This is a genomic window from Caballeronia sp. LZ024 (assembly GCF_031451455.1).
Classification (GTDB): Bacteria; Pseudomonadota; Gammaproteobacteria; order Burkholderiales; family Burkholderiaceae; genus Caballeronia; species Caballeronia telluris.
Genome location: NZ_JARUXL010000003.1, coordinates 699,166 through 711,662, shown reverse-complemented (window position 1 = coordinate 711,662; position 12,497 = coordinate 699,166). Strand labels below are relative to the sequence as shown.

General features: G+C 65.2%; 12 protein-coding genes. 10 read left to right on the top strand and 2 right to left on the bottom strand.

Going from position 1 to position 12,497, the window contains the following annotated elements:
* Nucleotides 1-96: 96 nt before the first annotated feature.
* Nucleotides 97-1,314 (bottom strand): NnrS family protein, encoded by a 1,218-nt coding sequence (locus tag QCE48_RS20755; protein WP_309783853.1) that lies wholly within the window; start codon nt 1,312-1,314, stop codon nt 97-99.
* A 22-nt stretch (nt 1,315-1,336) separates the two neighbouring features.
* A complete protein-coding gene (gene hmpA / locus QCE48_RS20750; protein WP_309783852.1) occupies nt 1,337-2,518 on the bottom strand; it encodes an NO-inducible flavohemoprotein in 1,182 nt (393 codons plus the stop codon).
* A 97-nt stretch (nt 2,519-2,615) separates the two neighbouring features.
* Between hmpA and norR the strand changes: the two genes are divergently transcribed.
* The 10 genes from norR to QCE48_RS20700 all read left to right on the top strand — a co-directional run bounded on the left by norR (nt 2,616) and on the right by QCE48_RS20700 (nt 12,489).
* Nucleotides 2,616-4,220: a nitric oxide reductase transcriptional regulator NorR gene (gene norR / locus QCE48_RS20745; RefSeq protein ID WP_309783851.1), complete on the top strand. Its 1,605-nt coding sequence runs from the start codon at nt 2,616-2,618 to the stop codon at nt 4,218-4,220.
* A gap of 392 nt (nt 4,221-4,612) precedes the next feature.
* A complete protein-coding gene (locus QCE48_RS20740) occupies nt 4,613-5,272 on the top strand; it encodes a c-type cytochrome (protein ID WP_309785033.1) in 660 nt (219 codons plus the stop codon).
* Nucleotides 5,273-5,366: 94 nt separating this feature from the next.
* On the top strand, nt 5,367-6,611 hold the full coding sequence (locus tag QCE48_RS20735) for a cytochrome c (RefSeq protein WP_309785032.1): 1,245 nt from the start codon (nt 5,367-5,369) through the stop codon (nt 6,609-6,611).
* Between the two features lie 7 nt (nt 6,612-6,618).
* Complete coding sequence (locus QCE48_RS20730) at nt 6,619-6,792, top strand: hypothetical protein (protein WP_309783850.1); 174 nt, start codon at nt 6,619-6,621, stop codon at nt 6,790-6,792.
* An 11-nt stretch (nt 6,793-6,803) separates the two neighbouring features.
* On the top strand, nt 6,804-7,379 hold the full coding sequence (locus QCE48_RS20725) for a cytochrome C oxidase subunit II (protein ID WP_309783848.1): 576 nt from the start codon (nt 6,804-6,806) through the stop codon (nt 7,377-7,379).
* Nucleotides 7,369-8,994: a b(o/a)3-type cytochrome-c oxidase subunit 1 gene (locus QCE48_RS20720; RefSeq protein ID WP_309783847.1), complete on the top strand. Its 1,626-nt coding sequence runs from the start codon at nt 7,369-7,371 to the stop codon at nt 8,992-8,994. The genes QCE48_RS20725 and QCE48_RS20720 overlap by 11 nt, the downstream gene beginning before the upstream one ends.
* Complete coding sequence (locus QCE48_RS20715; RefSeq protein ID WP_309783846.1) at nt 8,991-9,791, top strand: c-type cytochrome; 801 nt, start codon at nt 8,991-8,993, stop codon at nt 9,789-9,791. Before QCE48_RS20720 ends, QCE48_RS20715 begins: the two co-directional genes overlap by 4 nt.
* A gap of 114 nt (nt 9,792-9,905) precedes the next feature.
* Nucleotides 9,906-10,973, top strand: a complete 1,068-nt coding sequence (locus QCE48_RS20710) for an NAD(P)/FAD-dependent oxidoreductase (RefSeq protein ID WP_309783845.1) — start codon at nt 9,906-9,908, stop codon at nt 10,971-10,973.
* 343 nt (nt 10,974-11,316) lie between these two features.
* Complete coding sequence (locus QCE48_RS20705) at nt 11,317-11,730, top strand: DUF3331 domain-containing protein (RefSeq protein WP_309783844.1); 414 nt, start codon at nt 11,317-11,319, stop codon at nt 11,728-11,730.
* Nucleotides 11,731-11,784: 54 nt separating this feature from the next.
* Complete coding sequence (locus QCE48_RS20700; protein WP_309783843.1) at nt 11,785-12,489, top strand: extensin family protein; 705 nt, start codon at nt 11,785-11,787, stop codon at nt 12,487-12,489.
* The last annotated feature ends 8 nt before the right edge of the window (nt 12,490-12,497 follow it).

Here is a 12,497-nt window from a genome sequence, read left to right as displayed (position 1 = left end):
ACCCAGTATCGCCGTTCAGGACGCTCGCGGGAAACCCGGCGCGCGCAGGGAACGCGCGCGTATTCGGAGGACTGTCGAAAGTAGGGAAGGGCCGCGTCAACCCGGCTTGCCGTCCGCGCGCGCACGCCAGAGCGGTCTCGCATAGCCCCAAAGGTAGAGCGCAAAGCCGAGAATCCAGCAGGTGCCCGCGATCTCTATCCAGTGCATGGCGAAGTGCGGCGCGAACAGCGGGCCGAACACGCGCAATGCCGATCCGGCCATGACGAGCGCATAGCTCGCGATATCGCGCGTATCCGCGACGAGCGGACGCGCCGTGTGTCCGCGCGCGGTGCGCGTGACCATCGCGATGATCGCGCCGCCGATCACACCCGCCGTGAACGCGTGCATCGCGATCGTGTGCGGCACGCGGCCGGCCGCGCTCAGCGCGAGCAGCGCGAAGCCGAGCGGAATCCACGCATAGGCGAGATGCAGCACCGCGAGGATCGCCGGGCCGCGCACGCGATACGAACGCCAACCGACGAGCCGTGCCACATGCGTCGCGCACGCCAAGGCCGCGAGCACGAAGACGACGCGTGAATCGATGGCGGCGGCATCGGCGAAGAGCGCGAGCACGGTGACGGCCCCGGCCGCGAGTTCGACCGGCCGCCACTTTCGCGCGACGAAACCGGGAATTGCGTTGGCGGTGAACATCGGAATGACGCGCCCGCCGATCACGCTGACAAGCAGCACGACGATGCCCGCGGCGGCATAGACGCAACGCATTGCAAGGTCGGCGCGTCCGCTTGTCGTGAAGACGTGGAAAGCGGCATCGAGCGCGCCGAAGACAAGGAGCACCGGCACGATGAAGTAGTTGCGCCGGTTGCCGGCCTGCATCAGAACCCGCAAGAGCACGAGCGCCGCGACCGGCATGAACGCGCTGTCGACGATCGCGGCGGGCAGCGCCGGACCGCTCCACACGAGCACGCGCGCCGCGAGCCACAGCGCGACGAGTGCGGCGAGCGCAGCGCCTTGCGCGGTGTTGCGCCCGGTCCACGCGCGCACGGCGGTCAAGAGGAAGCCGACGACGACCGCTCCCGCGAATCCGAACAACATCTCGTGCGCGTGCCAGCCGATCGGGCTCGTCTTCAGCAAATAGCCGCCGCCCATCGGCGCGCCGCCGAGCACGAGCAGCCACACGGCGAGTGCGATTGCCGCGCAAGCCGCGCCGCACAGATAAAACGGCCGAAAGCCGAGATTGAAGAGTGCAAAGCGCTCGTGAGGCTGATGCTTGCCGGGCGGCGCGACATACACGGTCGCGGGCTCATGGATTTTCATTGCGATGTTCCCTGGCTGCTCGTCATTCCAGTGCCGCCGCCGGACCGAAGAACTCATAGCGGGTCTGCGATTCCGGTACGCCGAGCGTCTTCAAGTGCTTCTTCACGGCCTTCATGAAAGCGGCCGGTCCAAGGAAATACGCATCGACGTCGCGCGTTTCGGGCAGCCATTGATGAAGGCGCGCTTCGTCGATATGACCGAAACCGTGCGCGTGATCGTCTTCGTCGCGGCGATGCTCGTAGCAATAGAAGCGCTTCAGTTGCGGATGACGTTGCGCCAGCGCTTCGATGTGATCGCGGAACGCATGCGCGCCGCCGTGGCGCGCGGCATGAATGAAATGCACGGCGCGTTGGGTTGCGAGCGCGGCTTGCAGCATCGCGAGCGTCGGCGTGATGCCGACTCCGCCGCTGATCAGGACGAGCGGCTTCTCGCTGTGTTCGAGTCTGAAGTCGCCCGACGGCGCGAAGAGTTCGAGCGCGTCGTTCTCATGCACGTTCGCATGCAGATGATTCGACACCTTGCCGTTCGGCTCGCGCTTCACGCTGATGCGATACTCGCGTCCGTTCGGCGCGGCCGAGAGCGAATAGTTACGGCGCACTTCCTCGCCGTCGATGACGACCCGCAAGCCGATGTACTGCCCCGGATGGAAGTCGAGCAGTGCGCCGCCGTCTTCGGGACGGAAATAGAACGACGTGATCTCGCCGCTTTCCTTGACCTTGCGCGCGACGCGGAACACGCGCGTGCCGCGCCATCCGCCCGGCGCCTGTTCCTTCTCGCTGTAGATGTTTTCTTCGAGCCCGATCAGGATATCGGCGAGCTGGTTGTAGGCCGCGCCCCACGCCTCGATGACGGCATCGGTGGCGATCTCTTCGCCGAGCACTTCGCGGATCGCCTTGAGCAGCGAACGTCCGACAATCGGATAATGCTCCGGCAGGATGTTGAGCGCGACGTGCTTGTTGATGATCTGCGAGACCAGGCCGCCAAGCTTGTCGAGATGATCGATGTGACGCGCGTACATCAGCACGCCGTTCGCGAGCGCGCGCTGTTGCGCGCCGCTTGCCTGGTGCGCCTGATTGAAGAGCGGACGCACTTGGGGATTCTCGTCGAGAAGCATCTTGTAGAAATGCCGCGTGAGCGCTTCGCCGCCGCTTTCGAGCAGCGGAACAGTGGCCTTGACGATTGCACGATGTTCGGATGACAGCATTTTTTGAGTCCTCGCGTCGGTTTGAATAAGCCAGCGTTCTTATCCACGATTCGTGCCAGTTGCGAATACCAGGCGAATCAATGGTTTACAATTTGGCATGGTCAATCCGACTCTGGTCAATAAGACTCCTTTCGTAGTCAATTCGACTGCAAAGGACCTGCTCGATGCACTGGTTCCGCTGATGCAGGACCTGTCGCGCGATCTCTCCGACACCGAGCGCTACCGGCGGCTCCTGCAAAGCCTGCGCGCCCTCTTTCCGAGCGATGCGACGGCGTTGCTGCGTCTGGACGGCGACACGCTCGTGCCGCTCGCCATCGACGGCCTGACGAGCGACACGCTCGGCCGGCGCTTCCGCGTCGCCGAGCATCCGCGCTTTGCGCAACTGCTCGCGCAATCGGGACCGACGCGATTCGCGGCCGACTCGAACCTGCCCGATCCCTACGACGGGCTCGTGAAGGGCGTCAGCGGCGAACTCGAAGTGCACGATTGCCTCGGCTGTCCGCTTTTCATCGGCGGCCGGCCGTGGGGCCTCCTGACCCTCGACGCGCTCGATCCGGCGCGCTTCGACAGCGTCGACATGGGTGCGCTCGAAGCCTTCCTGAGTCTCGCGGCGGCGACGGTGAGCGTGGTCGAGCGCATCGACTCGCTCGCGCGCACGAGCGAGCAAGAGCACGAGCGCGCCGAAGCGTACCGGCAGGCGAGCGCGCCGAGCCGCCGCGAGATGATCGGCGCGAGCAAACAGCACAAGCGTTTGCAGGACGAGATCGCGATCGTCGCGAAGAGCGATCTGACCGTGCTCGTCACGGGCGAGACGGGCGTCGGCAAGGAACTGGTCGCGAGCGCGATCCACGTGCTCTCGCCGCGCGCGGGCAAGCCGCTCATCAGCGTGAATTGCGCGGCGCTTCCCGACACGCTCGTCGAAAGCGAGCTGTTCGGCCATGTGCGCGGCGCGTTCTCGGGCGCTTCGTCGGACCGGCGCGGCAAATTCGAACTCGCCGACGGCGGCACGCTCTTTCTCGACGAAGTCGGTGAACTGCCGCTCGCCGTGCAGGCGAAGCTGCTGCGCGTGCTGCAGAACGGGCAATTGCAGCGCATTGGCTCCGATAGCGAACATACCGTCGACGTGCGGCTGATCGCCGCGACCAACCGCGATCTCGCGCATGAAGTGCGTGAAGGGCGTTTTCGCGCGGACTTCTATCATCGGCTGAGCGTGTATCCGCTCGTCGTGCCGCCGCTGCGCGAGCGTGGCCGCGACGTCCTGCTGCTCGCCGGCTATTTCCTCGAAGAGAACCGCTGGCGGCTCGGCCTGCAAAGCCTGCGGCTCGCCGCCGACGCGCAGACCGCGCTGCTCGGTTATGCGTGGCCCGGCAACGTGCGGGAACTGGAACATCTGATCGGCCGCACGGCGCTCAAGGCGCTTGCGGCGCATCGGGAGCGTCCGCGCATCCTCACGCTGCAGGCGGCCGATTTCGGCTTGTCCGATGCAGCCGGTCAGCTGATTTCGCCGCCGCAGAGCGAGCCCGCACCGCAGGCGCCATCGCCGGCGCAGCGGGACTTTCGCGGCGCGGTGACGTCGTTCGAACGCACGCTGCTCCTCGACGCGCTCGCGCGCCATGAGCAGAATTGGGCCGCGGCTGCGCGAGAGTTGGGCATGGACCGCGCCAATTTGAATCGACTGGCGAGACGACTCGGTCTCAAATAAGCGTCGAGTCGATAGAAATTGATGTATATCAAGAAAGCGCATTAAAGGCGGGCAATTTCCCATCGCTTATTGTTGCCCGCATTAAAAAAGTGGTATTGATTATTCAAGTGCCAAACGGTGCGCGCTTTGGCCGCGTGTGATTTCAGCGTTTTCGCATTCCCGGTTACAGGATTCATGCTGGCAATTTTCGACGAGTCTTCTAAGATCAGTTAAGCAAGCGACACCAGTAATCGTTTTGGCAGTGCCTTAAGACAAGCCTGTTGCCGGATCGCCGCATTCGCCGGCGCTCCCGATGCAACGGATCGAACATGGCAAATCGAAACGGGGGACACGTGGGAAGACGCAGCGCCCTTTTCGTATTCGTGATCCATGCGCTCCTCGCGTTCTTCAGCATGAACGCCTTTAGCGCCGACGCGAAGAACGAGCGCGCGCCCGACACGATGGCTGCCCGCGTGCTCGCCTGCGCCGCCTGTCATGGCCCGCGCGGCGAAGGCACCGACAACGACTATTTCCCCCGTCTCTCCGGCAAGCCCGCCGGCTATCTATACAACCAGCTGCAAGCGTTTCGCGACGGACGCCGCAAGTATCCGCCGATGAACTATCTGCTCGCGTATCTTCCCGATGCGTATCTGCGCGACATCGCCGACTACTTCGCGGCCGAACGCCCGCCGTTTCCGCCGCCGAGCACCGTGACCGTCGATGCGAAGACGCTCGCGCTCGGCAAGGCCATCGTGACGCAGGGCGATCCGTCGCGCAAGATTCCCGCGTGCGTTTCGTGCCACGCGGCCGCGATGACTGGCATGGAGCCCGCCATTCCGGGCCTGCTCGGCCTGCATGCGGACTACCTCAGCGCGCAGCTCGGCGCATGGCGTTACGGCACGCGCAGCGCGCTCGCGCCCGATTGCATGAAGAAGGTCGCGTCGCAGTTGAGCGACCGCGACATCACGGCGGTGGCGGCCTTCCTTGCGTCGCTGCCGGCGCCGGCGAATCCGGTGCCGGTCGCCGCCGGTTCGCTCAAGATGCCGCTCGCGTGCGGCAGCGTTCCCAACTAGCGGAGGAAGAGACGTGCTCATCGACGTGCCCGGTCTCCGACGTCTGCAACTGCCTTCGGCCCGTGCGCTGATCCGGACGATCGGCGCGCTGGCGATGTCCGGCGCGCTCATCGCCGATGCCGGCGCGCAGTCGAGCGCGCCCAAGGCGACGGCAGCGGGCGCGAAGGGCGACGCAGCGCAGATCGCGCGCGGCGAGTATCTCGCGCGCGCGGGCGATTGCGTCGCGTGCCACACGCTGCCGGCGGGCAAGGTGTTCGGCGGCGGCCGTCCGATGGACACGCCTTTTGGCACGCTCTTCACGCCGAACATTTCGTCCGACAAGGCGACGGGCATCGGCAACTGGACCGCCGCCGAGTTCTACACGATGATGCACACGGGCAAGTCGCGCGACGGCGAACTGCTTTATCCGGCCATGCCGTTCGGCTCTTACACGAAAGTGACGCGCGCCGATTCCGACGCGATCTATGTCTACCTGATGTCCACGACGCCGGTGAACCAGCCGAATCGTCCGCATGAACTGCGCTTCCCGTTCAACAAGCGCCAGTTGCTGATCGGCTGGCGTTCGCTCTTTTTCCGCCAGGGCGAATACGAACCCGATCCGAAACAGTCGGCGGAATGGAATCGCGGCGCGTATCTCGTCGAAGGTCTCGGGCATTGCTCGATGTGCCACACCGCGATCAATGCGCTCGGCGGCAACGTCGCGTCGAAGGCGTTCGAGGGGGGGCTGATTCCGCTGCAGAACTGGTACGCGCCTTCGCTCACGTCGAACAAGGAAGCCGGTCTCGGCGACTGGAGCATCGACGACATCGTCGGTCTCCTGCACGCGGGCATCTCGAACCGGGGCGCGGTCTATGGGCCGATGGCGGAAGTCGTCTACAACAGCCTCATGTACCTGAACGAAGACGACGTGCGCGCGATGGCCGTCTATCTGAAGGCGCTGCCGCAGCGCTCCGGCGACAAGTCCGAGCCGCCGACTCCGGCCGTCACCGAGGCGCGCAACGATCTCGCGCCGCTCGGCAAGAAGGTCTACGACGCGCAGTGCGCGCTGTGCCACGCAACCGAAGGGCAGGGCAAGCTGCCGCACTTCCCGCCGCTTGCGAACAACCAGTCGATCGTGATGAACTCCGCGGTCAATCCGATCCGCATGGTGTTGAACGGCGGCTATCCGCCCGGCACCTTCAAGAACCCGAAGCCTTATGGCATGCCGCCGTTCGCGCAGTCGCTGTCGGATGTGGAGGTGGCGGCGGTCGTCACGTATATCCGCACGGCGTGGGGCAATCGCGGCGCGCCGGTTAGCGTGAAGGAAGTGAACGAACTGCGCTCGGCGCCACTTTACTGAGGACGTAATGAGCAAGCCATTCTCCGAGAGGGACGCGAGCGACGAAGCCGCCGTCGACGAGATCGTCGCAAGCGGGCCGACGGGCGCGATCGCGCTCGCGAGCATCGCGACGGCGATTGTCATCGGCCTGTGGTTCGCGTTCTACTTCCTCGTCTTCCTGCCTCGCGGCGTGATTCAATAAAGGCCACGCACATGGCGACGAACCCTCCGCCGTCTCATTCGCACGAAGTCGCCGAGCGCATCGAGAAGCGCTGGGCGATGATCGTAATCGCAATCGTCACCGTGCTGGTCGCGATGGTGATCTTCACCGGTTTGAACTGGGCGATGATGCCGCCGTCGCGCGTCGAGACCGTGCGGCCGGAGACGCTGCACGTCTCGGGCGAATTCATCGAAAGCAATCTGGGGAGCGCGGTGGAAGCGGATGGATCGGTGACGGTACGCATCGTCGCGCAGCAGTACTCGTTCACGCCGCAGTGTCTCCTTGTTCCCGCCGACACGCCGATCACCTTTCGCGCGACCAGTTCGGATGTCGTGCACGGGTTTCTCATCACGAACACGAACATCAATTCGATGCTCGAACCGGGTTACATCTCGACGTTCAAGACCACGTTCAACAAGCCGGGCGACCATCTGATGCCTTGCCACGAATATTGCGGCGTCGGGCATCAGGGCATGTGGGCGCATGTCAGGGTGATCGACAAGTCGGCCTTCATGCAGATGGCAGCCGGCCTGCCGGCGAATTCGCGGAGGTTGAGCTGTGTTAAATAGCAAGCGACTCGTTCTCGCGCACTTCTGGCTCGCGTTCGCGGCGTTCGGCATCGCGCTTCTGCTCGGCGCATGGCAGATGTACGCGCGCAGCCCGCTCGCTCCGTGGCTGCAGGACGCCGAGATCTACTATCGCTCCGTCACGGCACACGGCTCGGCGATGGGCTATGTGTTCCCGACGCTCATCGCGATGGGCTTCGGCTATGCGGTCAGCGAACTCGCGCTCAAGAAGCCGCTGATCGGCGCGGGCTGGGCGTGGGCGGGCTTCCTGCTGGTCGCGGTGGGATCGGTCGTCGCGATGGTGCCGGTCGCGATGGGCCTCGCGTCCGTGCTCTACACCTTCTATCCGCCGATGATCGGCAGTGTGTTCTACTACATTGGCGTGGTGCTCGTGGTGGTCGGATCGTGGATCTGGGTCGCGCTGATGTCGGTGAACCTCAACGCGTGGAAGCGCGAGAACCCGGGGCGCCCGGTGCCGCTCGCGATGTTCGCGACGGTCGCCGGCGCGTATCTCTGGGGCTGGACGGCGGTGGGCGCGGCGATCGAAATCCTGTTCCAGATACTTCCTGTCGCGCTCGGTCTGAAGAGCACGATCGACGCGGGACTCGCGCGCGTCTTCTTCTCGTGGACGCTGCACGCGATCGTCTATTTCTGGCTGATGCCGGCGTACATCGCGTACTACACGATCATTCCGCGCGCGATCGGCGGGCGGCTCTACAGCGATTCGATGGCGCGCATCTCGTTCATCCTGTTCCTCGTGGTGTCGATGCCGATCGGCATTCACCACCTGTTCGCCGATCCGCAAGTCGGCTCCGGCTTCAAGTTCATGCACTCGGTGTTCACGGCGCTCGTCGCGGTGCCGACGCTTCTGACCGTGTTCACGATCTGCGCCTCGGTGGAGATCGCGGCGCGGCTGCGGGGCGGCCGTGGCGCGCTCGGCTGGATTCGTGCGCTGCCGTGGCACAACCCGATGATGCTCGCGGTCGCGTTCTCGTTCGTGATGCTCGGCTTCGGCGGCGCGGGCGGCATCATCAACATGAGTTATCAGCTCGATTCGACCGTACACAACACGCAGTGGATCACGGGCCACTTCCATCTGATCTTCGCGGGCGCGATCGTCATCATGTACTTCGCGATCGCCTACGACCTGTGGCCGCATCTCACCGGCCGCGCGCTCGCGAACGTGAAGCTCATTCGCGCGCAGTTGTGGCTGTGGTTCATCGGCATGATCGTGCTGACGTTTCCGTGGCACTACGCGGGCATCCTCGGCATGCCGCGCCGCATGGCCTTCTACGACTATACGAACCCCGAGATCGCGGCTCAGGCGTTTTCGGTGATCGTTTCGGTGATCGGCGGCTTCATTCTCGTCGTGTCGGCGGTGCTGTTTTTCGTCGTGCTGATTCAGGCGCATCGCGGCGAGCGCATCGTGCCGGAAGAGTTCCGCTTCAGCGTCGCCGTGCACGAGCCGCGTACGATTCCGGTCGCGCTGAACGGCTTCGCACTCTGGCTCGCGCTGATGATCGGCCTCACGCTCGTCAACTACGGCTACCCGATCGCACAACTGATGACGCGCTCGGAGACGTCAGTGCCCGCCGTTCCCATCGGAGCGCAGCGATGAGCGACGAACGTCTTTTCTCGGTCCGCAATCCGTGGTTCAGGACGAGCGTCGCCGCGACGGCGGGGCTCGCGCTGGTATCGGCGATCGTCGGCTTCGTCTGGCTGCCGTCGGCGCAAAGCGATGCGCAGTTCAAGGGCATCTGGAACGCGATCTGCAGCGCGGCGGGCGTGCCGCAGCAATGGTTCGGCGGCGGCGAACCGGTGGCGTCGAAGGTCAAGCTGACGTCGGTCGAAGTGACACCGCAACTGCTCGCGCATCCGAGCAACAATTCCATCGGACGCGGCGCGACGCTCGCGCTTCGCTGCACGATGTGCCACGGCGAACGCGGCATGAGCGATGCGAATTCGCCGAATCTCGCGGGGCAATATGCGGTCGTGATCTACAAGCAGTTGCTCGATTTCCAGCACGGCGTGCGCACCAACGCGGTGATGTCGCCGATGGCGATGAACCTCAGCGACCAGGACATGCGCGATCTCGCGGCGTATTACGCGAGCTTGCCGCGGCCGCCCGCGCAACGCCGCGTGAGCGAGGACAAGGCGCCGGCCATCGTCGCGCACGGCTCGCCGATGCGCAATATCGCGCCGTGCGCGGCGTGCCACGGCGGCATCGACAGCAAGGCGGGCAGCCCGTGGCTCGACGGCCTGCCGGCCGCTTACACGAAGGCGCAATTGCAGGCGTTCGCGAACGGCACGCGCAATAACGACATCAACGAACAGATGCGCAACGTCGCGCGCAACATGACGCCGGACGAGATCGACGCCGCCGCCGAGTATTACGCGGGCGTCAACGCACGGTGAGCGCGCACGGCCGTTCGTCCACACCGCTTGCGGTGTTATCGTTGCTCGCGCGGGGTGCGTTCTGTATCTTGGGCTTGTCGAAACCGTCATCGCAGACAAGGCCAGGATCAACAAATGGAAGCCGAAGCGAACTCCGGCGTGCATGAAGACCCGCGCGCGCCGATACGAACCGACGTCCTGATCGTCGGCGCGGGGCCGGTCGGCCTCTTCGCCGCGTTCGAAGCGGGCGTGATCGGGCTCTCGTGCCAGATCGTCGACGCGCTCGGGCGCGTCGGCGGGCAGTGTATCGAGCTGTATCCCGACAAACCCATCTACGACATTCCCGCGATTCCCTCGTGCACCGCGCGCGAACTCGTCGAGCGGCTGATGCAGCAGTGTCGTCCGTTCGATGTCCCGATCCACCTCGATCAGCGCGTGATGGACCTCACGCAGCGCGACGACGGGCGCTTCACCGTGTGCACGGAGCAGGGCATGACGTTCGACGCGGCGGCGATCCTGATCGCGGCGGGCAACGGCGCCTTCCAGCCGCAACGCCTGATGTTGCCCGAAGCGACCGCGCTCGAAGAACGGCATGTGTTCTACAGCGTCGCGCGGCTCGCGGATTTCGCGGGCAAGCACGTGGTCGTCGCGGGCGGCGGGGACTCCGCGCTCGACTGGGCGCTCGCGCTGTGCCACGTCGCGCAACGCCTGACGCTCGTGCATCGCCGCAACGGCTTCAGCGCGACGGCTTCGTCGGTCGACAGCATGAAGCGCGCGGTCGCGGCGGGCGAGATGGACTTCGTCGTCGGGATGATCGGCGGACTGGACGCGTCAGGCGGCGCGTTGCAGTCGGTTGCGGTCAAGCAGGTCGAGGGCAGCGTCGAGATTCCCGCCGACATGCTCGTCGTGCTGTACGGCCTCGTCGCGGATCTCGGCCCGATTGCGAACTGGGGACTGGAGATTCGCGGCGGCCGTATCGAAGTCGATACGTCGAACTACGAGTCGTCGCGGCAGGGCGTCTTCGCCGTCGGCGACATCGCCAATTATCCCAACAAGCAGAAACTGATTCTCTCGGGCTTTCACGAAGCGTCGCTCGCGTTGCGCAAGGCGTATGCGTATGCGTATCCCGAGAAAAAGCGCATGCACGTGCATTCGAGTTACGACGCAAAACTCGCCGAGCGCGTGCAGGCCACCGCTACGTAATCGCGTTCAGCGCGATCGATTCGCCGCGCGGCGCGGCGGAACGACGTTTAACACCGTTCGTTGTTCCACTATTCGAGACGGCCGGCGCGCGCGCCCGATTCGACCCGATATCAGGACTGGCGCCGCGAGATTATGCTCCGCGAGCATGGCGCCGATATTTCTTACGCGGTAAGGTATGGCCTCGCAGCGCATCACATCGTCTACTACATAACAAACTTCCTTTGCCCGCCGGTCTCGCGTGACGCCTTCGCGCCGCCGGCGCTGCCGCTTCATTTCGGCTTGCAGTCAATGCCCGGTGCGTGCATGCGCCGGGTCTTCCTGATCTGACGAGAAGAGGTGCCACATGGATGGACGAACCATCGGTATCGATCCCTGGTCGCAGACGGTCGGCTGGCTGACGTTGCAGTCGGCCGCGACGAACGTACGTGCACGCGACCCGCAGCGGGAAAACGAAGCAATCGCGACGCGCGCACGGTGCATAGGCGATGCGCCCACGCACGCGAACGTCGTGGTGAGCGTGATCGACCGGCCGACGTCGAGCACCGCGACGGTCGCCTGGTGCGACCCGCGTTCCTGCCGCTACGGCGATCAGGTCTGGCGCGCGAGCGTCGCCCGCCAGCCGGGCGTCTGCGCGCTGAGCGGCAGAAGCATCGGCCGGGGCGACGCGATCTATCGGCCGCGCGCGTGCCGGCCTTCGCCGCTCAACGCGGGCGCGATGATCCTCGCGACCGTTGTCGAGGACGTCCCGCGCGGCTAGACGGGCACGCGGCGTGCTCCGTGGTCCGGTCTGCATCGGACTGCGGAGGCTTTGGTGGGCGCACGCATCGTCGGGTGGCTGCTGCTTGTGCTGGTGGCGGGAGCGACGGCTTTCGGCTACGCGGTGTACCGGGGACGTGTCGCGGTGCCCGATCGCTGGAATCCGTTCGCGCCGCTCGACGTGCGCGCGCCGCGAGGGCCGTTCACCGCGCTCAAGCTGTGGCGCACCGTCCACGATCGCGATCTGTGCGTGGCGACGCTCGAACGCTCCGGCGTCGCGTTTCGTCCAGTCGCCGATTCGACGACGGCCGCCGGTTGCGAACTCAAAGATGTACTCGGCATGACACATTCGGATGTCGACTACGGCGGCGCGTTTCTCGCGACGTGCCCGCTCGCGATCGGCATGGCGTTCTTCGAGCATCAGTATTTGCAGCCGGCGGCGGTCGAGATGTTCGGGCAGCGCGTGCGGCGCATCGAGCACGTCGGCAGCTTCGCATGCCGCAACGTGAACAACCAGGAAGACGGCTCGCGCAGCCAGCATGCGAGCGCCAACGCGATCGATCTGACCGGCTTCGTGCTCGATAGCGGACGGCGCATCACGCTCGCGCGCTGGAACGACGGTTCCGCCGATGCGGCGTTCCTCGAGCGCGTCCACGACGGCGCGTGCCATGCATTCGACACCACGCTCGGGCCGGACTACAACGCGCTTCACCGGATGCACTTTCACGTCGATATGGGACCGTATCGCATCTGCCGATAGCGCGGTCG